The sequence below is a fragment of the Streptomyces sp. NPDC050617 genome (assembly GCF_040654795.1).
Classification (GTDB): Bacteria; Actinomycetota; Actinomycetes; order Streptomycetales; family Streptomycetaceae; genus Streptomyces.
This window is the reverse complement of the sequence record NZ_JBFAIS010000008.1, coordinates 43,869-67,704: the sequence shown is the minus strand read 5'-3', so window position 1 is coordinate 67,704 and position 23,836 is coordinate 43,869. Positions and strand designations below refer to the sequence as shown.

The following is a 23,836-nucleotide window of genomic DNA, read 5'->3' as shown; positions in this document are numbered from 1 at the left end:
CCTGGTCAGGGCGCGTTCTCGAATCCCCCGGTCCCTTCGGGGACGTCGAGCGCCGCCAGCCGGGCCCTGGCGCGCTCCGCCCGGTCGGACATCCGCAGTTCGGTGAGGACCGCCGCTTGGCGCTCCAGTACGTCGCGCAGGCGGCCGGCGAACTCGGCGGGGCTGCGCCCTGCGAGCCGACCGCAGACCTCGGCCACCTCGTCGAGCACGTCCAGCGCCCGCTCGGGCAGGCCGGCCGCGCGCAGACACCCGCTCAGGTTGAAGAGCATCCTCGCGAGGCCGGCTTCGTGCAACGCCGGGTCGGCCGCGGCGAGACGTCGGCGGATCTCTACGGCCCGCTCCGCCGCGCGTACGGCTTCCGGCCAGCGCCCCGCCGCGGCCAGCCCGTCGCTGAAGTTGGACAGGGTGCGGGCCAGGCCCCGTTCGTGCACGGCCGAGTCGGCCTTCGCCAGCCGGGTACGGATCTCCACGGCCCGTTCCGTCGCCGCCAGCGCCTCCGCGGCGCGGCCCGCACGGCTCAGCTGCACCGCTTGGTTATTCAGCAGCCGGCCCAGCCCCTCCTCGTGCGCGGCAGGGTCGGCGGCGGCCAGCCGCCGCTGGATCTCCACCGCCTCCTCGGCCACCGCCACCGCCTCTCCCTCCCGGTCCGCCGCGCTCAGCCGGAAGCTGAGCATGGAGAGGGAGGACGCCAACTCCGGGTCGTGCTCGGAGGGGTCGGCTGCGGCGAGGCGTCTGCGGATCTCCACGGCCCGCTCGCAGGCCGTCAGGGCTTCCGCCCGGCGTCCCAGCGCACCCAGCAGGATGCCGTGTTTGTGGAGGGACTCCGCCAGGTCCCGCTCGTACGCGGCGGGGTCGGCCGTCGCCAGTCGGGTACGGATCTCCACGGCCCGTTCCGTCGCCGCCAGCGCCTCCTCGGTCCGGCCCACGTCGGACAGGCGAACGCCGAGGTTGGACAGGGCAGTCGCGTACTCCGGTTCGTACGCGTCCGTGTCGGCGGCGGCGCGTTTCTCCAGGGTCCGGGCGAGGGCGGTGGTGAGGCGCAGCGCGAGCCCGGCGGTGGGGGAGGTGCGGTACGGCAGCGAGGCGGTGACGGTGCGCAGCGCGCCCGCGTCGAGAGGGCACTGGCCGAGGGCGGCATCCAAGCCGAGCAGAGTCCGCTCGTGCTCCTCATAGCGCTGCGCGTTGTAGTGGGCCAGCGCGGCGCGCACCAGTACGGTCAGCAGCCGGCCCTGCTGCTGCGGCGAGGCGCCCGTGAGCAGGCGGACGAGGGTGCTGGGGCCCGCCAGGACGGCGGACGCGAGATACTCGGCCACCCGGTCCGGCTCCAGCGAGCCCCAGTAGGAGTCGGCGGGCGGCGGGTAGAGGCTGTGCAGCCACTCGGCGACCGGCAGGGCCTGCTCCGGCGGCAGCCCGGGGATCTTCTGTGCCGTCGCCTCGGCCTCGTCTGCCGTGGCCGCCCCACAGGCGGCGGCGACGGCCACGGCCCGGCTCAGCGTGGAGGTCCGCATCCCACCGAGCCGGTGGGCGGGCGTGGTGGCGGTGTCCTCCCAGTAGTGCTGCTCATGGCTGAGCACTGTGGCCTCGACGGGCTCGCGCACCGCGGTGCCGACGGGCGCGGTGCCCTGCTGGAGCAGCGCGGTCAGGGCCGTCATCTGGAGCGTCAGCACGGAGTCGTACCGGGGGTCCGTCAGCGGCCCCGGGGCCCGCAGCGTGCCGGCCAGGGCGGGCCAGCCCTGCTCGGGCCGCCCCGACAGGTGCGGCAGAAGGTCGAGGTGGCGGGCGAAGTCGGCGGCGGCGCGGGCGAAGTCGGCGGCGCGCTCCCGCGGCGGTGTGCTCCGCGGGATGAGCGGCGGCAGGGGCGTGACGGTGGCGGTGTGCAGGAGGTCGCGTACGGCAGCGTCGGCCCCGAGGGCGTCGGTGCGCCACTCGCCGTCGGCGCGGGCGAGCAGCAGCAGCCGGGTATGGTGCCGGGCGGTGCGCAGGTGGTCGACCAGACGCCGGACGGTGTGGGGGCGGGTCTCGGCGTAGTCGACCACGAGCAGGCGGGGCAGGGTGCTGTCGAGTCGGGACAGCTCGGGGGGCGCGGCGCCGTCGTGCAGGCTGCCGAGAACATGCCCCGTCACCCAGCCCTGCCGGCGTAGCCGTTCCGCGAGGTGCCGGGACAGGCGGGTCTTGCCCTGCCCGCCGGGGCCGGTGAGGACTTGCACGGCGAAGGGAGCGCTGTCGTCGAGGCACCACTCCGCCAGCTCGGCCAACTCGCGCTCGCGGCCGTGGAACGACACGGCTTCCGCCTCTGCGCGCAGCAGCATTGCGGGAGAGCGCAGATCGAGTTGGCGGGCGGCGGGCGCGAGCAGGGGAGCCGGTTCGGCGGGCTCCAGCAGCGGCGGCCAGCCGGTGTGCTCGGAGACCACGGCGGTGAAGTCCGGGTCGGCCAGGAGCGCGGCGGCGGGCGTGGCGGTCAACCGGGTGCCGCCGGCGGCCTCCCGATCACGGCGTACGACGCCGCACAGCAGCGCTCCGTCCGGGGCCGCCGCCAGTACCGCGGCGCCGGACATCCCTGCCCACGGGGTCGCCCCGGCGGGGCCGGGCGGGGCCGCCAGGGTGGGGGCGGTGGCGTACAGCTCGTAGCGGTGCGCCAATGAGCCGCTGCCCGGGGCGATCTCGGCGGTGAGCTGCTCGTCGAGGCGGCCGGCGGCAGGGTCCTTCTGCATGCGTGGGAAACCCATGACGGTCACGGCGTACGGACGGGGCCCGATCAGCCGGCCCCAACGCTGCGAGGGCCGGGTCTGCGAACGTGCCATGGAAGCGGGCGGGCTCCAGCCCCGGTCCGGGGCGATCTCCAGCAGCGCCGCATCCGCTCGTTCGTCATGCCGCCGCCAGCGTACGACCGCGGCGTGCTCCTCGTCGCCCGCGTCCGGCCGGGACACTGTCACGCCCTGCACGTCGCCGAGGTGACCAGTGGTCAGCACCAGGCGCGGGCCGACCAGATACCCCGAGGCGAAGCCCGGACGGCCCGACGGGGAGCCGTAGCGGCGGACCTGCACGCGGCGGTCGAACTCCACCCTCGTACCCTCCGGGGCCTATTCCTCGTCACCGACCTCGACGCCGGAGCTGTCCGCCGTACGCGGGTCCAGGCGCACGGTGACCCGGTGCGTCGCGGTCCGCGTACTCTGCCGCTCGCCTTCCACCCCGACCACCCCGAACCGCAGCTTCCCACCCGCGCCCTGGGCCCGGGCCAGCTCCATGCCCAGCTCCAGCGTGATCTCGCCCAGCCCGAACCGGATGCCCTGGTCTCCTGCCGTCCCGGGGGCGTCGATCCGACGCTGTGCCTCGGCGACCTGGTCCCGCAGGAGAGCAATCGCGTCCGCCAGGTCCAGCCATTCTTCACCATTGTGGGACCGCAATCAGACTCCTAGTGTGACGATCGGGGCCAGTCGCCCGTGCACCGGGACAGCGCGACAACCCGCCCCACTCGGCGCACGCATGGACCACGCACGGACTCTGCCACAGCGGATGTGAACCCTGCCAGAGGGAGGCGTCCTGTACTCGCCACCGGACCAGGCGACCTGGCTGCGCATGGAGGCCGCGCAGCAGACCGCGGCCCGCGAGTTGGGCGTACTGTGCCGCGGTCCGGCGACCTGGGGCTGGCGCGGACGCTCCGTGGGCCGCCGCACCCGTGACGGCCGCTGGCTGCGGGTGGCCTGCGCCCCGCCGGGCAGGACGGGGCCGACGGAGGGGGTACGGACGGCCGCGGCCCTGCTGCCCCCGCGAGTGCCCCGGCCGCGGCTGTACGCGACCTGCGAGTGGAGCGCCGACGGTCAGGTGTACGCGGGCGAGCTGACCTCGTACGTCGAGGCACCCGCCATCAGTTCCGGCCGCATCGACCTGCTGTCCGATCCCGGTTTGTCAGACGACTGGTGGCGCCGGCTCGGGCAGGCGCTCCGAGCCCTCGCCTCGGCCGAGAGCCGGCGGATCATGGCCGGTCGGGGTGAGCTGGCCGTGCTCCGCGGGCGGGGGATCGAGCCGCCGGTCGCGGTGCGGTGGGTGACGGGCCACGGCGATCTGCACTGGGCCAACCTCACCCGCGCGCCACTGACCTTTCTCGACTGGGAGAGTTGGGGGCTCGTGCCCGTCGGGTACGACGCGGGGACCCTGCACGCATTGAGCCTGCCGGTGCCTGAGGTGGCCGCCAGGGTCCGGCGGGAGTTCGCCGCCGATCTGGATTCTCCCGCCGGGCGGACCGGCGAACTGCTCGCCCTGACCAGGTTGTTGACCGCGGCGTCAGCGGGGGCCCACGCGGACTTGGCATCGCTGGCCGCCCGGAGGCTCTCCGCCCTGACCGGCGGGGGGTGACGGCTCACAGGAAGTAGCGCGCGACCGCGACGGTTCGTACAGGAAGGGGCGTCCCGGCCGTCGGGACGAGCGGCGTCGTCATGTGCTCGACCGTCGTGGCCTCGAAGAGCAGCGCATCTCCGGCGGCCAGGTGCACGTTACTCGGCCCGGTAGGGGCCAACAGCCTGAGCGTGCCGCCGCTCTCGGGCGGGGGCGCGAGGAGGCAGACCACGAGGTGCGCCGTCCCCGCGGCGTCCTTGTGCGGCGGGATCCACTCGCCTGTCCCATACCGGTTCAGCCAGCACCGGGCCCGTCCCGGCCCAGGCCGACCGGGTGTGTCGCCGGTCAACGCCTCGCCCACGAGCGCCCACGCGGCGGCCCCGGTCAGCAGCCGCCTCAGCCCGCTGTCCCCACCCAGCAGATGTTCCTCCCACGTCCCCCGCGAATCTCCGACCGACACCCGGCGGAAGGACAACTCCAGTGAAGCCGCCGCATGTTCCGCCACGGTGGCCGCGTCCAGCCATGATCGGACCAGCGCGAAGCGGTGCCGGGCGTACGACGCCGTTGCCGTCCCCCGCAACTGCCCACCCACCCAAGCCTCCCGCGGCTCTCACACCGACCTGTCCCCGGACCTCGCCCGCTCCCCGAAGCATTCCCACGCACGCCGCCTCCCATGACGATGGGCACCACACGGCTACACCGCCTACGGCGGCAACGACGGTCGATCCGCCGCCGATTCGTCGACCGCTGGGAGGCCGTGGCCGTACTCGTTCGTCGCCGCCCTCGAACCCGGCGCCACCTCTTGGACCGCGATCCTGGAAGTGGTCCGGCCAGGACCCGCGGACGACGCGACCGCCATCACCGCGGCCCAGTTGTACGACGTCGTCCAGCGTCTGGTCGTCGCCGGACAGTGGCGGGCCGGGGACGCGGACATCACGATCGTCGCCGACGCCGACGGACGGTCCTCCGGCTTCAGCGAGGGCCTGTTGTCGATGATGGCGCAGGAGCTGATCGCGTGGCCAGGTTGAGCGCCTGGTCGGAGCCCCTCCTCGCCGACCTGTTCCCGATGACTCATCATGTGGAGTGAGTGGCGATCCTGAAGCCTGCCGCGAAGGACGCCTGACCTGCGGGTTTGGGCGAAGTGCGCTATATGCAGTGTGGGTGTTACGGGCGATATCTCGACGCTGAAATTATGCTCTCCGAGGCGTCCTGACGCTCATTTATGCTCGTCCTGATGGGGCATCAGGTGAGCGTTTTCGCAGGTGGCGGCGAGTTGGGCGACATCTACTGAGGCCCTCCTTGGCCGTTCCTTGGTGAACAGCTGTCGGTTACGGCCCGGAGTGGGTCTCAAATAGGAGCGGAGTCCGTAGGGGCTTGAGCGGCCGAGGGAAGGCTTGGGGTCGTCGCCGCTGACGTGCAGGTTCCCCGAGGGCTTCTGAGAACTGAGAAGGTGCTCGTCAGCAGATCAACGATGTGTGTGGCGTACGTTCCGGGCAGGCTGAGTCCGTAGGCGTCTGCATCCGCCTCGGTCTTAGGGGCGTAGCGACGATAGGCCTCGTCGACGTGATCACTGTGGCGGAAGACCCTGCAGGCGCTCGCCTGGCTCAAGTCAGGTGGGGCGGGCGGTGGCATGAGGGCGACTGGGCGCGCGAGCGTCGCCGTTTGCCGACTGGCGTGCGGGTGCGGTCGTAGACGGCCAGAAGCCGGTCCGCCCGTGGGGTCAGCACCGGGTACGGGCAGCACCAGCGGTCTGGCCCGATGCGAGCGGCCCAGACGCTTTGGCAGTGGCCAGACCGGCGATGAGACTGAGCGGAAGGGCGAGAAGCCACACCAGGGCGGGCGGTCCGATCCGGCCGATGGCCAGGCCGGAGGTGGGGCCGATTGCTGTTCCGATGTCCTGGGTGGTGGAGAGGGCTGCCTGATAGGTGGCGCTGCGCCCGGGGGGTGCATGGCGGCTGACGAACGCCGAGGTGGCGGGGCCGGCGAGCATCATTCCGAACGAGATCAGCAGAACCGCCGCGACGAGGGCGGGATACCCCGCCCCTGCTGCCGCCAGTCCCGCAAGGCCCACGCCCTGGAGGGCTGCACCGGCGAAGAGCAACCGTGCGGTGCTGCGGTCGCGGGCCCAGCGGCTGATCGGCATCTGGAACAGGACGGTAGCGGCTGCGTCCACCGCGAAAAGCGCGGCGAAGGCCGAAGTGCCCATGGTGTGCAGCCTGTTGAGCAGTACCAGGCCATCGGCTTCCCACCAGGTGAAGGTGATGCTCAAAAGCCCGCCGCCGACGACGAGGAGCAGGAGTCTGCGGTCACGCAGGACCTGCATCAGCCCGCCCGGAACGTGGTCCGGTTCTGCTTCGGGTTGCGCGGGCTCGATGGCGCGGTCGGGTGGTACGGCGAGGAAAACGGCCAGGACGGCGCCGAGGAGCAGGATCCCCGCGGCGGCGAAGACCCAGGACAGGGAGAAGGAGACGGCTGCGGCACCGACGATCGGGCCGGCGATGCTGCCGAGGCTGGCCGCCACTCGGGTCATTCCGTAGGCGTGGTGGAGGTCCTGTCCCTGGTGCAGGTCGGCGATGAGGGCCGCGATGGTGGGGTGGAAGGCTGCTTCGAAGATGCCCGCGGTGAGGAACGCGACCAGGGCAAGAGCGGCGTGGTGGATCAGGAACAGACTGCTGTATCCGGCCGCCATACCGATGGTGGATATCAGCAGCATGCGCCGGTGGCCGACACGGTCCGCGAGGACGCCACCGGCGAGGCCGCCGGCGAGCTCGCCGAAGGCCAGCGCCAGGAAGAGCATTCCGGCCGACGCTCCGCTCAGCCCGCCGGTTTCATGGGCCCACAGAACGATGAACGGCAGCATGGCGCCGTCGGCAAGAGCGCCGAGCAGGCGGGCGGCGAGCAGTCCGCGGAAGGCCCGCCTGGTCTGCCGGCTCGCCGGGCCCGGGCTTTTCGAGAGTGCGTCAGCCGCGCTCACGTCGTCCCCCGAGCACGCTGGAGGAGGGGCGGCCCGCGGTCCAGTAGCCCTTGGCGAACACGCGGTCAGGCGCGACGCCGGCCGCGTGCACGAGTTCGCGCAGCGCACCCGTCGTATGTGCCTCGGCGAGGATGTAGACCTGTTCGAACCTTGCTTCCTGCAGTTCCTGGTCGACCGCGGCCAAGAGCAGTGCCGGGTCGCCGGCAGCCGCCGGGCCCCGTTCGATCCAGCGGACGTGGTCGGCCGCCACGGGGAGTCGGTCTGCCTCGGACTGGGTCTCGACGACTGCGGCGGTGACCTGATCGTCCGGCAGCGCCTCGGCCAGGGCGGCGATCGCGGGCGAGGAGGCCTCGTCGCCGATGAACAAGTGTCCTTCAGCTGGACGCAGTTGTAGCTTTCCCCGCGGGCCGACGAGTTCGACGCGCGAGCCGATCTGTGCTGTTGCCGCCCAGGCGCTGCCCGGGCCGGCGCCCGCATGTATGACCGCGTCGATGTCCCACTCGCCGCTCTGGGGACGAGCGTGGCGAATGGTGTACCGCCGCTTGATAGGCGCGCCCGTGGCATCGGTGAGGAGAACCTCGATGTCCTGGGCCGGGCGGGGGGTGAGTCCGGTGAGGCTGGGGCCGCCCAGGGTGAGCCTCACCATGCGGGGTGTGAGCTGTCGGCGGGCGAGGAGCTCGCAGTGGTGCAGATCCTTCATCGCTGTACCTCCGGCGTCGTGGCAGGGACGGGACGAACGTGCCCTCGGGTCAACTCCCGCGGCCGGCCGACGATGGGTCCGGGCAGAACGAAGCAGATTTACGAGGCAGGCTGTCTCGGTATGTAGCGTAACAGCATTTCGAGGCACTGTGCTCCGATATGAAGCCCTCGCCACAGGCTGACGCCATCCGCGGCATGAAGCCGGTGGCGTTGCACGCTTCCTCCGCCGGCCTGGAAGCCCTCAAAGCGCTTTGCCCCGGCGATGGATCGGAACCTTGTCTCAGAACGGCCGCACTGCGGCAGCCTTCAAGGTCGTACGGCCGACCACGGTCAGAATTTTGGCGAAGCAACGCGCGGGCAGGCAGCGACACTCATGCCCAGCCCGCGTGCGCATACCGCTGGCGCCTCAACGTAGGCTCCCAGCACAACGAACACGCGGCGATGCGGCACACGAGCGAGTTGACGCCGGGCATCCGTGCACACACCGGCGGCGTCGCGCCGGGCTGGACGCCGGCTGGCTGGTGGACCGTCTCAACGGCCTGCTCGGCGATCCCGATCCGACACCGCGGATCCTGGTCAGCCTGTTCATTCCAGCTCTGGTCTGTGTCGCTTCCGAGCACGTACACGGCTCCGGCGTGCTGGCCGTGCTCGTCTACACGCTCTACATGGTCAATCATCCCGCGCCTGCGGAGGGCGCGGCCGCCCGGGTTTCCAGCGACTCCTTCTGGGAGATCACCGAGACGCTTATCACCGGCGTGGCTTTCGGCCTCATCGGTCTCGAACTGCGCACCGTCGCCGACACGGTGACCGACGGCCGGCAGGGCCTGCTCGGACCGGCGGCACTCTTCGTCGTCACTGTCGTCGCGGTCCGGGTGCTGTGGCTCCTGCCAGCTGTGTGGGTGAGCGGCCGCCTGGAGCGCGCCCAGCGCAAGGTGCGCTGGAAGCTGGAGCAGCCCCATGTCCCGATCGAGCCCGACCGCCGTGCCATGTTCGAAGTCTGGGACCGTCGCATCCAGGAACGTATCGATGCCCGCACAGACACACCGCTCGGCCGGCGCGAGACTTTGGTGATGTGGTGGTCAAGGATGCGCGGTGTGGCGACTGTGGCCCTCGCCCTGGCTGTCCCGCCGGCCACCGATACGGGCCGGGCTTTCCCCGGTCGCCCTCAGCTCGTCTTCGTGGCGTTCTGCGTGGTGATGCTCTCCACGCTGAGTCCTGGAGTTGTCGAGGAGATGGATGACGAGTTCCGGTCCCGAGCGGACTGGGTCCGCCAGTTCCGCGACTGCCAGGAGCGGCTCGCCACAGCCGCCCGGGCCGAGTTGATCGCCGCCCGCCGCGAATCGGGCGTGATCCCCGAGCTCGTAGACCGGCTCATCCATCGCCTCGACCTGCAGAGCTTGCTTGTCGAAACCCCTGTGAGGGGCTCCCACTCCCGAGCTACAGACGGCAGCTGATCTCCAGACCGTCTTCTACGGGGAAGGTGACGCTGTGGTAGCCGTTGTCGGTGTCACGAACATAGTCGAGGTATGGACCGAGATCGGGCAGGTCGACGTCGTCGGCGACCACGAGAGTGCCCGGTGCGAGATGTGGCTCGATGAGTCGCAGCACGGGCAGGCAGAGATCCTTCCACCCGTCCAGAAAGAGGAAGTCGACAGGGGTCTGCAGCCCGGCCAGGGTCTGCAGGGCGTCACCTTCCAGCAAAGTGATCACGTCTTCGAGGTCGGTGTCGGCAAACGTGTGTCGTGCGGCCGTCGCTTTTGCCTGGTTCATCTCCGTGGTGATGACATGACCGGCTCCGTTGTCCCGCACGGCTGCAGCCAGATGCACGGTGGAAATCCCGTAAGAGGTTCCGAACTCAACGACCTGTGCAGGCCGAGTGGCGCGCACCAGGTTGTAGAGAAGTTTTCCTCCCTGGGCGGAGATCGGCATGTAGATGTCCTGCGACGCGTCGGCGAGCTGCTGGGCTGTGAACTTGTCCCGCTCGGCGAAGTTCCGGGCCCCCAGGCGCTGCGCGGTCTGCCCGTCGCGCTCCGCGGCCTCGAACATTCGGGCCAGAGCAGTGGAGACACGCGGCTCAGCAAGTGTGTAGGGATGCGTGGTCACGAGATGCGCTCCTCAGGTGTCGGGGGTGCGGGTGGGCGGCCCAGCGCATGAGCCGCCCACCTGCTGTACTGCCAGTCGTGTCAGGCGGTGTAAGCGCCGGCGTCGATGTCCTCGATGAGGGTGGGGCGAGCCCGGCCAGGAGTGTCCCCTCGCGGCCGGGCTTGTCGCCGGCCGCACCGGCGGGGATGACCAGGCAGGCGAAGATCACCACGTAGGCGTCGACGATCCACAGCAGCTCCGACGACGTCGGCTGCAGTGAGCTCGCCGTCAGTTCGGGAACGGCCAGGTTGATCGCCGCGACGAAGCCGACCACCAGGGTGGTGCACACGCTCATACGCGCGAGGCCCAGGCCGGACCTCGGTGCCGGGCGCGCGGGACTTTCCAGCGTGGTGGAAGCCATTGCTCTCGATTCCTTCAACGGGTGCACCACACGGAGCACGGCGCACAATGCGGCCGGGCAGCCCTGAATCAAATTTCGAGGCACCGTGCATCGCAAACGTAACACATGCGGTGCACCGTGTCTTGTTTATAGTGGGTGCGTGGTGGAAGGAACTGGCCGCGGGCGGCCACGCAGCGAGAGCGCACGGGCTGCCGTGCTGCATGCCGTCGACGACCTCCTGGTCGAGGTCGGATACGCGGCACTGACGATGAAGGGCATCGCGGAGCGGGCCGGCGTGGGCCGGCAGACCGTGTACCGCTGGTGGTCGAACAAGGCGGAAGTGCTGTACGAGGCGACCGTGCTCGACGCCCGGCACGAACTGGCGGTACCCCTCAGCGGCGATGCCCGCGCCGACGTAGAGGCCTACCTCAACGCTCTGGTCGGCTTCCTGGCGCACTCTCACGCGGGAGCCGCCTATCGGGCCCTCATAGGGGAGGCGCAGCACGACCCGGACGTCGCCCTCCTGCTGGCCTCGCGCGACATCATCGGCGAGAGCGCGACGCAGACCGTGGACGCGGCGCGGGCCGCGTGCGGGTCGGCTCTGTCCACCCAGCAGGCGGCCGCGCTCCTGATCGGGCCGCCCTTCTTCCTGATTCTGTCCGGCCACGGCGCGGACGGCATCGACACCAAGGCTCTCGCGGACCAGTTCATGCAGGTCCTGGGTTCGCCCTGAACCGCGCAGGGTTGCCGCTCCGGGCCAGGCCTGCGCGTCCCGGACCCCGGGCGGCGCACTGCAGGCGCGTTCGCGGCTCCTGCCGGGCTGTGCAACCGCGTTCCCGACACCGCGCGGCCGACTTTGCTCAGCGCTTCTGCGGGGCTGCGCGACAGTCGGCGCGGGGAGAGGGGGTTCCCGCTGCATCATCGGGCGCGCCCGCTGAACCTACGTCGCGAGCCCGTCGGCGCGGCGACCTCTCGAAAAGCTGAGCCATCTCGGCTGCTGCACCAGACCTGGGCCTGCGGACAGAGCTGTGCCGCCAACGGCTTCCGGGGGCGGCGGTGCCGAAACTCAGGCCCGTACCCGATCCAGCGAACGGAAGCCTGCGAATTTCTCGTCGTTGCTGACGATGACCGACGGACGAGGAGGGCGGCGTGGAAGGGCCTTCCGGGCAGTCAAGTTGGTCCGTCTTGGCGAGTTCGGCCGGCCACGGTCAGGGCGTCGGGTGTCTCGCCGCGGGCGTAGACCTTGAGGATCGCCTGGTAGATCAGCTCGTGCGCGGGCTGGTAGAAGTCGGCGCCGGCGAGGAGTTCCACGGCGTCGGCGATCGCGTCCCGGGAGAGCGGCATCGCCGCCAGTACGGTCTTCTCCGCGCGCACGTCGCTCGGCGGTCGTACCGGGTCGTTCTCGTCCTCGGCCGCCTGGTTCCTTTCTGCGACGGGCCCGCTCCCGCTGGGTGATCAGCCAAGCGTAGTCAGCGGCCGTACGGCCTGTTCGCCGGAGAGAAGGAATTCCCTCTCCCTTCCGCGCCGGGCGTGAACTCCGTCGCGAAAGGGGGCTGAGGCGACTGCGTCACCGTTCCGCGAAGACTGTCTCGAATCCCCGGTTGAGCACGGCGAATCTCTGGCAGGACCCCAGGGTGACCGCGTCGACATCCGAGTCCTGGGCCCGGCGTCAGGAATCAGTCAGTCGGCGAGGAAGCCGAGGATCTCTTCCGTGACGCGCTCGGGCGCGTCCTCCATCACGAAGTGTCCGGCCCCGGGGACGACGGTGAGGCGGGCGCCGGGTATGCCCTCGGCGAGCCGCTGCGCGTAGGCCAGGGGCTGCCACTGGTCGCGTTCGCCCCAGAGGATACGGACGGGCATGGTCAGCGACGCGAGCCGGTCGGTGATCTCTTCGGTGTACCGGGAGTCGTAGTGCCGCACCTGGTGCTCAAAGAAGGAGACGCGGCCCAGCGCCGACTGATGGGGCGCCAGGTACGCCTTGAGGACGTCACCGGACATCGTCGTCGCGCCGCCGGCCACCGTCATCTCCAGTTGCCGGGTGAGCAGGGCGTCGAACGCGTCCTGCGGCAGCCGCGTGTGCTCCTCCAACTGCTCGTCGATGATCTTCCGCCAGGTCTCGGAGGGCCAGGAGTCGTAGCTGACCGTGTCGATGATCATCAGCCGCCGCACTCGCTCGGGGCGGGAGACGGCGAACCGCTGGCCAATGGCGCCGCCGATGTCGTGGGCGACGATGGCGGCCTGCTCGATGCCCAGGGCGTCGAGCAGGCCGCCCAACAGGTCCGTCTGGGCGGCTACCGAGGTGTCGCGGTCCACCGGGCGCTCGGAGCGCCCGTAGCCCGGCAGGTCATAGGTGATGGCACGGTGGCCGACGGCCTCGACGTGCGGCACAACGTTCCGCCACTCGTACGAGTGCGAGGGCGTGCCGTGGAGGAATACCACCGGCTCGCCCTCACCGCGGTCGCGGTAGGAGATACGGACCCCGTCGACGATCAGGTCACTGGGCAGGAAATGCATGCGGTCGGCTCCCAACTGTGTAGATGCACCAGCCACGCTAAACTGTACAGGTCTGTTCATTTAGCGTGGGTAGTGCCACAGTGGAGCTGTCTGTCCACCGTTACCGGGGAGTGTGGGATGAGCGAGATCAGGGCGGGAGCGGCCGCGGCCGGCAGGCGGCGGCCGGCCCGGGAACGTCTGCTGGTGACTGCCGCACGCCGCTTCTATGCCGACGGGGTGACAGCCACCGGGATCGACACGATCATCGCCGAGGCCGGCGTGGCCAAAACGAGTCTGTACAACAACTTCTCCTCCAAAGCCGAGCTGGTCAGGACCTATCTCGACACCCGGCACGAGGAGTGGCTCGCGACGTACCGCACACGGCTGAAAGAGACGGCGGGCCCCCGCGAGGCGGTCCTGGCTGTCTTCGACACGTACGCCGACTGCGCGGAGGCCGCCCGCGAGACCGGTTTCCGCGGCTGCGGCCTGCTCAACGCGGCGGCCGAGCTGCCCGCCGGAGACGCCGCACGTGACATCGTGCGCCGCCACAAGGAGACGGTCGAGGAACTGATCGTCGGCCACCTCGGGCGGCTGCTGCCCGAGCGTCCCGGAGAGGTCAGCAGGCTGGCGGAGCACCTGTCCTTCCTGCTGGAGGGCGCGATGGCACGGGCCGGCCTGGAGGGTGACGGCAGGCGGCTGACGCACGCCCGCACACTGGCAGCGGCGCTGCTGGACGGGGCCGCGGACAAACCCTGATCGCAAGGGCCGCGAGTCCAGATGGGCGCTGCTCTGCGTAAGCGTTCGAAGGGGCGGTCGCGGTGACCGCCTGCCGGAGGCCCAGTCCTGGGGAGGGCCGGGGAGGCTATCGGTCTCTCCTCGACGCTGTCCCGAACAGGCGGCAAGTGCACCGTCCAGCGCCGCCTGAACTCCCTCACCCGCTTCTCCCTCGCCATCCGCGGCGCCTCCACTCGGCGGCGCATGACGGTGAACGACGGTGGCCTCGGCACGCTGCCCACCGGCGGGGCTCCGCCGTCGTGCCTCGTCGGCATGGTCAACGCCGGGCAGCACACCGGTCGCAGACGCCGGTCAGCTCCACCGTGTACTCGACCTCGGCGAAGCCCATGACACCGGCCACGTTCTCCGCCCAGCGTGCGATCACGCCCGCCTCGACCTCCGTGGTGAGGCCGCAGTCGCGGCAGACGAGATGGTGGCGGTGCCCGTCGGCGGGTCGGGGCCGGTAGAGCCGTTCGCCTCGCTTCCCCCGCACCACGTCGAGCCGCCCGGAGCGGTCCAGGGCGCGAAAAGTCCGGTATACCGTGGACAGACCGATGGTGACGCCGTCGGCTTTCAGCGCCTCGTGCAACTCCTGGGCGGAGGTGAATCCGGTGCGTTGCCGCAGGGTGTTCATGACAGCCATCCGCTGCCGCGTCGTGCGCAAGGGCGCAGGCAGCCGTGTTGTCGGTGGTTCGCGCAGGCCGCCCACCTCCAAGGGCTCCCGGACGTGAGATCCGTTTCCGTCACGATGGTTGTCAGGAGGCGAGGGCTTCGGCGGAAGGCCGGCGCGCCGCCCGCCTTGCGATGCCGCGGAGCGACTCGGTACCGGCCCTAACCGCCGGCCGTGCGCCACGCCTCGTACCCCCGACCGTCCAAGGAGGGCACGGCGTCGATCAGCGCCCGTGTCACCGGATGCCTCGGCGAACCCAGCACCGTCTCCTCGACGCTCCCGTACTCGACGACCGTGCCCTGCTCCAGGACGGCGACGGAGCCGCCCAGCCGTGGCGCGACCGTGAGATCGTGCGTGACCACGACCAGCGCCGTACCGCTCTCTCTGCGCAGTACGTCGAGCAGGGCGACCACCGAGGCGGCCGAGGTGGGATCGAGCGCGCTGGTCACCTCGTCGCACAGCAGTACCCGGGGCCGGGCGGCGAGCGCCCGCGCCAGGGCCACCCGCTGGCGCTGCCCGCCCGACAGGGCGGCCGGCCGGCGTGTCGCGTACGACCTGTCCAGGCCGACCGACTCCAGCAGCCGGCCGACCTCTTTGGAGACGGCCGCCTCGTCGCGCGCGATCCCGAACAGCCGCAAGGGCCTGCCCACGATGGTGGCGACGGTGTGGGCGGGGTTCAGCGAGTCGTAGGGGTTCTGCGCGACCAGCTGGACGGCGCGCAGGCTGTCCCGGTCCCGCGCGGCCACGGTCCGGCCCAGCGGCGTGTCCGCCAGCCGCACCTCGCCGTCCCACCTCGGGTGCAGTCCGGCGAGGCAGCGCAGCAGCGTCGTCTTGCCGCTCCCCGAGGCGCCGACAACGGTCAGGCAGCCCGCGTCCGCGACGGTCAGACCGATGTCCGACAGCACGGCCGGGCCCCCTCGGCCGTGTCGTGCCGTGAGCCCCCGCACGCGCAGAACCGGCGTCCCTTCCGGGGAGCCGGAGTCCACGCCGGCCGACGCGTGGACCGGCCTTGGCTCCGAGGGGGCGGTCAGGGCCGTGCCCGAGGCGCGGGCCGCCGCCACCAGTTCGCGAGCCGCGGCGGTGGCCGGCGACCGGATCAGGGACGCCGCCGGCCCGGCCTCCACGATGCGGCCATGGGCCATGACGGCCACCGAGTCGGCGACCTCGGCGGCCGCCGCCAGGTCGTGCGTCACCAGCAGCACGGCAGCACCGGTCTCGGCGGCCAGCCGCCCCAGGTCCCGCAGCAGGGCCGCGGCGGTGACCGGGTCGAGCGCGCTCGTGGGCTCGTCCAGGACGAGCACCGTGGGCCGCCCCGCCAGGGCCCCGGCCAGGGCGACTCGCTGCCGCTGGCCGCCCGACAGCTGATGAGGACGGCGGGCGAGGAACGCGTCGTCGTCCGGCAGTCCCACGAGCCGCAGTGCCGCCCGGGCCTTCTCCACCCGCTCGTCGCGCGGCACTCTGCCGGCCCGCAGCAGCTCCGTGATGTGTGCGCTCACCCGCAGGGTCGGCGCCAGCGAGGTGCGAGGGTCCTGCGGCACATAGGCCGTGCGGTGGGCCCGCAGCGCCCGCAACCGTCGCGGGCCGACGCTGTAGAGATCCGTGCCGTCGAGGAGTACCCGGCCGCCGGTGCGGGTGACGCCCGGCCGGGGCCCGGCCAGCAGGCCGAGCGCCAGCGTCGTCTTGCCGCTTCCGGACTCGCCCACCAGCGCCAGGACGCGGCCCGGCGACAGATCGAGGTCCGCGCCCGCGAGGAGCGTCCGGCCGGCCGCCTCCATCCGCAGACCGCGACAGGACAGCACAGCGGCCCGCTGAGGCACTGTGACCGCCACCGACGATCCCCCGGACGGCGGAGCGCCGACCGGTCCGTCCTCGCGGGAGAGGACGTCCGCGGTCGCCGGCAGCCGGTCCGCCAGGGCGTTCGCCGACACCAGGATCAGCAGCAGCATCACCGTGGGGGCCAGCACGGCGAGGGGCTGGAGGGACAGTCCCGGCTGGTTCTCCAACAGCATCAGCGCCCAGTCCGCAGCGGGGGGCTGGGCGCCGTAGCCGAGGAAGGCGGCGGTGGCGATCGTGAACACCGCGCCGACGAAGCGCACTCCGGCGTCCGCCCGCAGCAGCGGCACGAGGTTGGGCAGCAACTCCCTGCGGATCATGTACCCGAGGGACTCGCCGCGGGACCGCGCGGCCTCCACGTAATCGTGCTCCAGCGCCTGCCGCGTCACCGCGTGCACCATCCGCGTGATGTCGGGCACCAGGATGACGATTGTGGCGCCGGCGATGCCGACCGGTCCCCGCCCCGTCGCCACGACCAGCACACTGAGCAGAACGAACGCGGGCACGCTCATCAGCACGTCGACCAGCCGCATGATGACCGACTCCACCGCGCCGCGGCGCAGTGCCGCCACAGCACCCGCCGGGATGCTCACGGCGTAGGCGGCGAGCAGGGCGCACACCGAGACGATGATCAGCGACCGGCCGCCGGCCAGTACCCGGCTGAGCACGTCGGCCCCCAGCCGCTCGGTCCCCAGCGGCGCGTCCCCGCTGATCGGCGCGTACGGCATGTCCAGTGCCGCGCCCGGATCGTGCGGGGCCAGCCAGGGTCCGACCAGGGCCGTCAGAAGGCTCAGGCAGAGAACCGCGCCGGGGAGCCATATGGACAGCGCGGCGCGGCGCCGCGATCGCCGCCTGCCCTGCCGCCGGGCGTCCGGTGCGTCTCGCCCGCCGCCGGGCGCCCCGTCCCCGGCGCCGCGGGGCGGCCGGCCCCCGGCGTCCGATGCCCCGTCGAGCTGTGGATACGTCATGCTTCTGTTCCCCGGACCGGATTGAAGACGACCGACAGCACGTCGGCCAGCAGATTGAGTGCGACCGTCACACAGGTGACGATCATGGTGATGGCCAGTACGACCGGCGCGTCCCGCCCCGCGGACGCCTCCACCAGCGCCGCGCCGATCCCCGGATAGCCGAACAGCGTCTCCGCGATCAGCGTGCCGCCGAACAGATAGGACACGTAGCGGGCCATGACCGGGAGGACCGGGACGACGGCCGTCGGCAGCACCCAGCGCGCCACCACCCGCCACTCGGGGACCCCGCCGAGCCGCGCCGCCTCGGCGGCCTCGCCGCGCCCGGCGCTCGCGGTCGCCTCCCTGACGAGCCGCACGTTCTGCGCCAGGCACGCGGAGACCAGCGTCACCACCGGCAGCACCAGCAGTGAGGGCCGCGCCCACGGACTCTCACCGGCGGACAGCGCCGACACGGCCGGGAACCAGCCCAGGCCGGTGGCGAAGCACAGCACCAGCACCGTGCCGATGACGAACTCCGGCACGCTGACCAGCGCCAGCACCCCCCACGACACGATCCGGTCGGAGCGTCGGCCGGCCCGCAGTCCGGAGAACAGCCCGAGCCCCAGCGACAGCGGGACCAGCACCACCACCGCGGCCACGGCGAGGATCACCGAGTTCAGGGCGCGGTCGGCGAGGACCTCCGAGACGTTCCCGCCCTGGGCGAACGACACGCCCAGATCACCGTGGAGGGCGTCGCCGAGCCAGCGCAGGTACCGCACCACGGGTGAGGCGTCCAGACCGAGACTGTGCCGCAGGGCCTCGACCCGTGCGGGGGAGGCGTCCCCCGCACGGGACAGCCGGGCCGTGGCCGCGTCGCCGGGGGCCAGCTCCGTCGCGGCGAAGACCAGGACGGACACGGCCAGCACGACGCCGACGGCCGCGGCCGACCGGCGCAGCACCAGCAGCCCGAGGGCGTGGTTCCCCCGGTCCGCCTTCTTGACGCTCACGCGCTCAGGAACGCGTTGCGCAGAGAGGGGTACTCGGGCCAGCCCAGGGACTCAACCCCCTGCACCTTCGGCGTCGCCGCGGCTGCCGAGGGCATCCGCGCGAAGATCGCGTCGCCGCCGTTGTCGTACAGGTAGTGCTGGACGTCCCCGACGGCCCGCCCGCGGTCCCGGTCGGAGACCGACCGGCGCATGTCGGCCAGCAGGGTCTCCAGACGCTTGGGCGCCTTGCCGGTGAGGGGGAAGATGGCCGAGCCGCCGTAGTAGTTGAGCAGGGCCAGCGGCAGGGGCATGGGGGAGTTGGCGGACGTCTGGATGGGCGTGGACAGCAGTTTGCCCATGTCGCTGTAGTAGTCGGCGGCCGGTACCTTGTCCAGTTCGACCCTCAGGCCCGCCTCCTTGGCCTGCTGGACGAACGCGGAGGCGCTCTCGACCAGTCCGTAGGCGAAGTCGCTGGTGCGCAGGGTGATCGACGTGCCCTCCAGGCCCGCCTTCTTCAGCAGCGACCTGGCGCGGTCGGGGTCGTGCTCACGCTTCGGCAGGTCGCCGGTGTACCAGGGCTGGTGCATGCCGCGCGCGTCGTCGGCGCTCTCCCCGTAGCCCAGGGTCACCGTCCGCACCATCGCCTCGCGGTCGACGGCGTACTTGACGGCCTCGACGAGTGCCGGCGAGGTGAAGGGCTTCTGGTCCAGGTTCATGCTGAACGTCAGCTCGGTCCACAGGTCCTTCGGCGGCATCAGCATCCGGAGGGACGTGTTGCCCCGCTCCGCGCGTACGGCTGTCAGCGGGACGCTGCCCGCGTAGTCGAACTGTCCTGCCTTCAGGCCGCTCAGCCGGGCCGCCGAGTCCGTGACGGAGTACAGCTCGATCCCGTCGAGGTAGGGGCCGCCGCGGTCCGCGTCCCAGTAGTCGGGGTTCGCCACCAGGACGCTGCTCTTGCCGGCCTGCCATTTGGACAGGGTGAACGGGCCGCTGCCCAAGGCCCTGGACAGCTTCTTGGTGCCGTCCGGGAAGACGAACATGGACTGGGCGAGCGCCAGGTCGAAGAAGCCGTTCGGCTGCTTCAGCGGCACGGTGAGGGTCCGGGCGTCCGGCACGCGTGCCGCCGCGAAGTCGGCGCCGGCGAGCAGGGCGGACTGGCCGCCCGGGTTCGCCGCGATCGTCCGCAGGCTGAACAGGACGTCCTTCGCCGTGAGCCGGGCGCCGTCGCTGAACGTGACGCCCTTGCGCAACCGGATCGTCCACCGCGAGGCATCGGCGTTGGGTGCGACGGACTCGGCCAGCCGCCATACCGGCCTGCCGCCGTCCAGGTCGCCCAGTGTGTCCCACAGCAGGCGGGCCCGTACGAAGTCGATGACGGTGGCGGTGGCCCGCACGACGCTCGTCGACTCGGTGCTGCCGCCGGTGAACGCGGCCCGCAGTGTTCCGCCCCGGCGCGGCTTGCCGGTGTAGGCGGCGGAGGCGCCGGGCCGGGCCCCGCCGGCGCCGGAGCCGCCGCAGGCCGTGAGGAGCCCGCCCGCGGCGAGGACCGCGGCTCCGCCCGCCGTGCGGGTGAGGAGCGAACGCCGGGATATCTCGGATCTGTTCACTGGATGTCTTTCCGTTCGTGCCTGGCGCGCGTCGGCTGGGGGACGTCGCGCCGTGGTGGTGCTGGGGATTCGGTCTCAGGAGAGCCGCAGCTCGGGGTCGTACATGTCGAACCAGTGGTGGAGGTCGAGGACCCGCTCGATGCCGAGGCGCCCGTCGCCGGCCAGCTGTTCGGGCTCGCGCGCGACGGTCTCCCGGAGCCAGGCCCGGTCGACGAGTTCGAAGACGGGACTGTCCCGCTCGGCCAGTACCTCGCGCGCCTGCTCCTGGAGCGCCTTCGCGTAGCCGGGGTCCTGCGTGGAGGGGTAGGGGCTCTTCACGCGGTCCACCACCGACTCCGGGAGGGCGTCGCGCACGGCGGCGCGCAGCAGGCTCTTCTCCCGTCCGTCCGCGGTCTTCATCGACCACGGCGCGTTGTAGACGTACTCGACGAGCCGGTGGTCGGCGAAGGGCACCCGCACCTCAAGGCCCACCGCCATCGACAGGCGGTCCTTGCGGTCCAGGAGGGCGCGCACCAGGCGCGTCAGATGCAGGTGGCACACGGTGCGCATCCGCCGTTCCAGGCCCGTCTCACCGTCCAGGTGCTGCACCGAGGCCACGGCGGAGGCGTACTGGTCGGCGATGTAGGCGGGGATGTCGAGCCGGCGGCGCACATCGGGGTGGAGCAGGGCCGTACGGTCCGTGGTGTGCGCGTTCTGGAAGGCGAGCCACGGGAACGTGTCCGCGTCCCGGGCCGCCGGGTGGTGGAACCAGATGTACCCGCCGAACAGCTCGTCCGCGAACTCCCCGGACAGGGTGACCGTGGAGTGTTCGCGGATCGCCTGGAACAGCAGGTACATCGAGGAGTCGATGTCGCCGAGGCCGATCGGCATGTCGCGGGCGCGCAGTACGGACCGCCGCAGCCCGGGGTCGGTCAGCTCTCCCGAGTCGAGCACCACCGCGCGGTGGTCGGTGCCCACCGCCCGGGCGACCTCGCGGATGAACGGGCTGTCGGGGGTCTCGCGCAGTTCGTCGGGGCGGAAGTTCTCCTCCAGCCCGGCGAAGTCGACCGAGAAGGTCCGCAACCGCTCGCCCGAGGCGGCGAGATGACGGGCGCTCAGGGCGGTGACGGCGCTGGAGTCGAGTCCGCCCGAGAGCAGCGCGCTCAACGGTACGTCCGACACCGACTGGCGCCCCATCGTGTCGGTCAGCAGCTCCCGTACCCGCTCGACGGTGGTCCCGGTGTCGTCGGTGTGCTCGCGGGTGGGCAGGGACCAGTAGGTACGGCGGCGGATGCCGTCCCGGGTCACGGTGACGACCGTCCCCGGCTCGACCTCGGTCATGCCCTTCCACAGGGACCAGCCCGGCGCCTTGGTGAAGCCGATCAGCTCGTGGAGGCAGTCCAGATCGACCACCCGGCGGGCCCGCGGGTTGGCCAGGACGGCCTTGGGCTCCGAGCCGAACAGGACGCCGTCCGGGGTCGGGTACAGGTACAGGGGTTTGACCCCCATGCGGTCCCGCACGAGGACGAGCTTGTGCGCGCGCTCGTCCCACAGGGCCAGGGCGTACATGCCGTTGAGGCGCTCCGCCATGTGCTCGCCCCACTCCAGGTAGGCGTGGAGCACGACCTCGGTGTCGCTGGAGGTGCGGAAGACGTGTCCCCGGCCGCGCAGTTCGCCGCGGAGTTCGGTGAAGTTGTACGTCTCGCCGCTGTAGACGAGGGCGACGCTGCCGCCGGGTGTGCCGGCGGTCATGGGCTGCGCCCCGCCGGGCGGGTCGATGACGGCGAGCCGTCGGTGGCCGAGGGCGACATGGCGGCGCACCCAGGTGCCGCCGTCGTCGGGCCCCCGGTCGGCCAGGGTGGCCGTCATCGCCTCGATGTCGTGCCCGCGGACCGTGAGGTCGTCGTCGAAGGCGACCCATCCGGTAATACCGCACATAACTGATCCTCACTGGTGGAACGGAGGGGAAGGAAAGAAGGAGGGAGGGCAGGCGGCCGGTCAGCCGAGCCGCACGGGCAGTTCCGCCAGCCCGTGCATGGCGGTGCTGGGGCGCCACGTCAACTCCGCCTCGGGCACGGCCAGTTCGATGGTGGGGAAGGCTGCGAGCAGCTGTCCGATGCCGATCTCGCCCTCGATACGGCCGAGCGGGGCGCCGACGCAGAAGTGGACGCCGTGGCCGAACCCGAGGTGGCCCCCGGCCGGCCGGGTGATGTCGAGGCGGTCGGGGTCGGGGAAGCGGGCGCCGTCGCGGTTGACCGACAGCAGGGAGATCATCACGAACTGCCCGGCGGGGATCTCCACGTCCCCGACCCGCAGGGCTTCCTTGGTGTAGCGCGGTGAGGAGAGGTTGTTGGGCGTCTCGAAGCGCAGCAACTCCTCCACGGCGCCGGGCAGCAGCGCGGGGTCCGAACGCAGCGCGGCCAGCTGCCCGGGGTGGCGGATCAGGGCGAGCACGCCACTGGCGATCAGGTTGACGGCGGTCTCGTAGCCGCCGATGAGCAGGACGAAGCTCATGGCGATCATCTCGGGGACGCTCAGCCGGTCCCCGTTCGCACTGGCGGTGACCAGCCCCGACAGCAGGTCCTCCCGCGGCGACACGCGCTTGGCCTCAAGCAGCTCTGCCAGATAGCGGCCCATGGACTCCGAAGCGGCGCCGATCTCCTCGGGCGGCGCGGTGGAGACCAGTACGTTGGACCAGGCGCCGAACATCTCCCGGTCGTCCTTGGGGATGCCGAGCAGTTCACAGATCACGATCATCGGCAGCGGGTAGGCGTAGTCCCGCAACAGGTCCACCGGCCCGGTGGTGTCGAGCGCGTCTGTCAACTCGGCGGCGATCTCCGCTATCCGGGGGCGCAGCAGCTCGATGGACCGGGGGGTGAACGCCTTGTTGACCAGTTTCCGCAGCCGGGTGTGGTCCGGCGGGTCGGTGTTCAGCAGGTGCCGGGCCAGATCCTCGGAGAAGGAGCTGGGCTTGCCGTCCGCGGCCTCCCGCAGCCGTTCGAGCCGGTCGTAGACGCCGTCGCTGCTCAGCCGGGGATCGAGGAACAGGGAGCGTGCCTCCTCGTATCCCGTCACGAGCCAGACGGGCAGGCCGGTGGGCAGGATCACGGGCAGGACCGGACCCTTGTCCCGCAGGACCGCCGCGGCGGCGTGCGGATCGTGCATGAAGGAGTCGTCCAGGCGCAGGTGTTCCACTGGCAAGGTCATCAGGTGCCTCTTCATCGTCGTTCGGTGATGGCGGCGGCGTCGCCGTCCGCCCGGGAGCCGGCCAGCAGGCCGGTGACGGACCGCACGACGTCGTGCGGGTCGTCGGAGAAGTAGAAGTGGCCGCCGGCGAAGGCCAGGAGCCGGAACTCGGAGTCGGTCCAGCGCGACCAGCCCCGCGCCTCGTCCTCGGCGACCTCGGTGTCACCGGTTCCGACGAGTGCCGTCACGGGGCACGGCAGCGTCGTCGGGCTGGGCGGGGCGTAGGTCTCCACCAAGCGGTAGTCGTTGCGCACCGCGGGGAGGATCAGCCGGCGCACCTCGTCCATGGCGAGCAGTTCCGGGTGAGTGCCGCCGAGCCGCAGTAGCTCGGCGGTCAGACCGTCGTCGTCCAGCAGGTGTACGGCGCCGGGGCGGTGGAACTGAGGCGCCTCCCGCGCTGACACGAACACGTGGTCCGGGGGGCGTGCGCCCTCGGCGACCAGGCGGAGCGCCAACTCGTGGGCGACGAGGGCGCCCATGCTGTGCCCGAACACCGCCCACGGGCGGTCCAGCAGAGGCCGTACCGCGTCCGCGAGGGCGGCCACCAGGGCCGGCACGTCACCGGGCACCGGCTCGTCGACCCGCTCCTCCCGCCCCGGCGGGCAGACCAGGACCGGTTCGATCCAGTTGGGCAGCGGTCCGGTCCACGCCCGGTACAACGCCGCCGTCCCGCCCGCGTGGGGCAGGCACAGCAGTCGCAGGGAAGGGTCGCCGCCGGGACGGGGGCGGCGGAACCAGCGGGCCGAGGACACGTCGGGATCGGTCAAGGGACTTCCTGTTCTGCGTGGCTGGTGCGGTGGTGCGGTGGTGCAGC

Annotated in this window: 18 protein-coding genes and 3 pseudogenes; 5 read left to right on the top strand and 16 right to left on the bottom strand. The window is 71.6% G+C overall.

Features of this window, described 5'->3' with window-relative positions; translation table 11 throughout:
- Positions 1 to 5 precede the first annotated feature (5 nt).
- Positions 6 to 3,062, bottom strand: a complete 3,057-nt coding sequence (locus AB0I49_RS13340) for a tetratricopeptide repeat protein (RefSeq protein ID WP_363227049.1) — start codon at positions 3,060 to 3,062, stop codon at positions 6 to 8.
- A gap of 18 nt (positions 3,063 to 3,080) precedes the next feature.
- Positions 3,081 to 3,404, bottom strand: a complete 324-nt coding sequence (locus tag AB0I49_RS13335; protein ID WP_363227048.1) for a trypco2 family protein — start codon at positions 3,402 to 3,404, stop codon at positions 3,081 to 3,083.
- A gap of 172 nt (positions 3,405 to 3,576) precedes the next feature.
- Here AB0I49_RS13335 and AB0I49_RS13330 point away from each other — a divergent pair, with 172 nt between their 5' ends.
- Positions 3,577 to 4,353 (top strand): hypothetical protein, encoded by a 777-nt coding sequence (locus tag AB0I49_RS13330; RefSeq protein WP_363227047.1) that lies wholly within the window; start codon positions 3,577 to 3,579, stop codon positions 4,351 to 4,353.
- A gap of 4 nt (positions 4,354 to 4,357) precedes the next feature.
- Here AB0I49_RS13330 and AB0I49_RS13325 read toward each other — a convergent pair whose 3' ends face one another.
- Positions 4,358 to 4,924 (bottom strand): 2OG-Fe(II) oxygenase, encoded by a 567-nt coding sequence (locus AB0I49_RS13325; protein ID WP_363227046.1) that lies wholly within the window; start codon positions 4,922 to 4,924, stop codon positions 4,358 to 4,360.
- Positions 4,925 to 5,048: 124 nt separating this feature from the next.
- Here AB0I49_RS13325 and AB0I49_RS13320 point away from each other — a divergent pair.
- A pseudogene (locus AB0I49_RS13320) lies at positions 5,049 to 5,285 on the top strand (transposase); the annotation flags it as partial.
- Positions 5,286 to 6,052: 767 nt separating this feature from the next.
- On the opposite strand, the gene AB0I49_RS13315 reads toward AB0I49_RS13320, so the two are convergent.
- Together AB0I49_RS13315 and AB0I49_RS13310 are read right to left on the bottom strand one after the other, a co-directional pair.
- Positions 6,053 to 7,306: an MFS transporter gene (locus AB0I49_RS13315; RefSeq protein WP_363227045.1), complete on the bottom strand. Its 1,254-nt coding sequence runs from the start codon at positions 7,304 to 7,306 to the stop codon at positions 6,053 to 6,055.
- Entirely contained in the window at positions 7,293 to 8,006 is a 714-nt protein-coding gene (locus AB0I49_RS13310) for a siderophore-interacting protein (protein WP_363227044.1), read from the bottom strand. The genes AB0I49_RS13315 and AB0I49_RS13310 overlap by 14 nt, the downstream gene beginning before the upstream one ends.
- 520 nt (positions 8,007 to 8,526) lie before the next feature.
- Here AB0I49_RS13310 and AB0I49_RS13305 point away from each other — a divergent pair.
- Complete coding sequence (locus AB0I49_RS13305; protein WP_363227042.1) at positions 8,527 to 9,459, top strand: cation:proton antiporter; 933 nt, start codon at positions 8,527 to 8,529, stop codon at positions 9,457 to 9,459.
- Here AB0I49_RS13305 and AB0I49_RS13300 read toward each other — a convergent pair.
- On the bottom strand, positions 9,443 to 10,108 hold the full coding sequence (locus tag AB0I49_RS13300) for a class I SAM-dependent methyltransferase (protein ID WP_363227041.1): 666 nt from the start codon (positions 10,106 to 10,108) through the stop codon (positions 9,443 to 9,445). The genes AB0I49_RS13305 and AB0I49_RS13300 overlap by 17 nt on opposite strands.
- Positions 10,109 to 10,235: 127 nt before the next feature.
- Positions 10,236 to 10,442 (bottom strand): annotated as a pseudogene (locus tag AB0I49_RS13295) (MFS transporter); the annotation flags it as partial.
- A gap of 205 nt (positions 10,443 to 10,647) precedes the next feature.
- Here AB0I49_RS13295 and AB0I49_RS13290 point away from each other — a divergent pair.
- Positions 10,648 to 11,220, top strand: coding sequence for a TetR/AcrR family transcriptional regulator (locus AB0I49_RS13290; RefSeq protein WP_363227040.1), 573 nt, complete (start codon positions 10,648 to 10,650; stop codon positions 11,218 to 11,220).
- Between the two features lie 467 nt (positions 11,221 to 11,687).
- Here AB0I49_RS13290 and AB0I49_RS13285 read toward each other — a convergent pair.
- Positions 11,688 to 11,873, bottom strand: a pseudogene (locus AB0I49_RS13285) (DnaB-like helicase N-terminal domain-containing protein); the annotation flags it as partial.
- 294 nt (positions 11,874 to 12,167) lie between these two features.
- Complete coding sequence (locus AB0I49_RS13280; protein ID WP_363227039.1) at positions 12,168 to 13,001, bottom strand: alpha/beta hydrolase; 834 nt, start codon at positions 12,999 to 13,001, stop codon at positions 12,168 to 12,170.
- A 117-nt stretch (positions 13,002 to 13,118) separates the two neighbouring features.
- Between AB0I49_RS13280 and AB0I49_RS13275 the strand changes: the two genes are divergently transcribed.
- A complete protein-coding gene (locus AB0I49_RS13275; protein WP_363227038.1) occupies positions 13,119 to 13,736 on the top strand; it encodes a TetR/AcrR family transcriptional regulator in 618 nt (205 codons plus the stop codon).
- Between the two features lie 295 nt (positions 13,737 to 14,031).
- Here AB0I49_RS13275 and AB0I49_RS13270 read toward each other — a convergent pair whose 3' ends face one another.
- From AB0I49_RS13270 to AB0I49_RS13240, 7 genes are all read right to left on the bottom strand, one after another.
- Positions 14,032 to 14,388 carry a Fur family transcriptional regulator gene (locus AB0I49_RS13270; protein ID WP_363227037.1) on the bottom strand — a complete coding sequence of 119 codons (357 nt, stop codon included), beginning with the start codon at positions 14,386 to 14,388 and terminating at the stop codon, positions 14,032 to 14,034.
- Between the two features lie 197 nt (positions 14,389 to 14,585).
- Entirely contained in the window at positions 14,586 to 17,225 is a 2,640-nt protein-coding gene (locus AB0I49_RS13265) for an ATP-binding cassette domain-containing protein (RefSeq protein WP_363227036.1), read from the bottom strand.
- Complete coding sequence (locus AB0I49_RS13260; RefSeq protein ID WP_363227035.1) at positions 17,222 to 18,211, bottom strand: ABC transporter permease; 990 nt, start codon at positions 18,209 to 18,211, stop codon at positions 17,222 to 17,224. Before AB0I49_RS13260 ends, AB0I49_RS13265 begins: the two co-directional genes overlap by 4 nt.
- The gene (locus AB0I49_RS13255; protein WP_363227034.1) at positions 18,208 to 19,797 is read right to left on the bottom strand and encodes an ABC transporter substrate-binding protein; all 1,590 of its coding nucleotides are present in this window, start codon (positions 19,795 to 19,797) and stop codon (positions 18,208 to 18,210) included. The genes AB0I49_RS13260 and AB0I49_RS13255 overlap by 4 nt, the downstream gene beginning before the upstream one ends.
- Positions 19,798 to 19,872: 75 nt before the next feature.
- Entirely contained in the window at positions 19,873 to 21,714 is a 1,842-nt protein-coding gene (asnB, locus tag AB0I49_RS13250) for an asparagine synthase (glutamine-hydrolyzing) (RefSeq protein WP_363227033.1), read from the bottom strand.
- A gap of 60 nt (positions 21,715 to 21,774) precedes the next feature.
- A complete protein-coding gene (locus AB0I49_RS13245; RefSeq protein WP_363227032.1) occupies positions 21,775 to 22,983 on the bottom strand; it encodes a cytochrome P450 in 1,209 nt (402 codons plus the stop codon).
- An 11-nt stretch (positions 22,984 to 22,994) separates the two neighbouring features.
- Positions 22,995 to 23,789 (bottom strand): alpha/beta fold hydrolase, encoded by a 795-nt coding sequence (locus tag AB0I49_RS13240; protein ID WP_363227031.1) that lies wholly within the window; start codon positions 23,787 to 23,789, stop codon positions 22,995 to 22,997.
- Positions 23,790 to 23,836: the final 47 nt, after the last annotated feature.

Coding starts and splice junctions, on each gene's coding strand:
- AB0I49_RS13330 (WP_363227047.1), top strand. CDS start 3,577: ATGGAGGCCGCGCAGCAGACCGCGGCCCGCGAGTTGGGCGTACTGTGC.
- AB0I49_RS13310 (WP_363227044.1), bottom strand. CDS start 8,006: ATGAAGGATCTGCACCACTGCGAGCTCCTCGCCCGCCGACAGCTCACA.
- AB0I49_RS13280 (WP_363227039.1), bottom strand. CDS start 13,001: ATGCATTTCCTGCCCAGTGACCTGATCGTCGACGGGGTCCGTATCTCC.
- AB0I49_RS13275 (WP_363227038.1), top strand. CDS start 13,119: ATGAGCGAGATCAGGGCGGGAGCGGCCGCGGCCGGCAGGCGGCGGCCG.
- AB0I49_RS13270 (WP_363227037.1), bottom strand. CDS start 14,388: ATGAACACCCTGCGGCAACGCACCGGATTCACCTCCGCCCAGGAGTTG.
- AB0I49_RS13265 (WP_363227036.1), bottom strand. CDS start 17,225: ATGACGTATCCACAGCTCGACGGGGCATCGGACGCCGGGGGCCGGCCG.
- asnB (WP_363227033.1), bottom strand. CDS start 21,714: ATGTGCGGTATTACCGGATGGGTCGCCTTCGACGACGACCTCACGGTC.
- AB0I49_RS13245 (WP_363227032.1), bottom strand. CDS start 22,983: ATGACCTTGCCAGTGGAACACCTGCGCCTGGACGACTCCTTCATGCAC.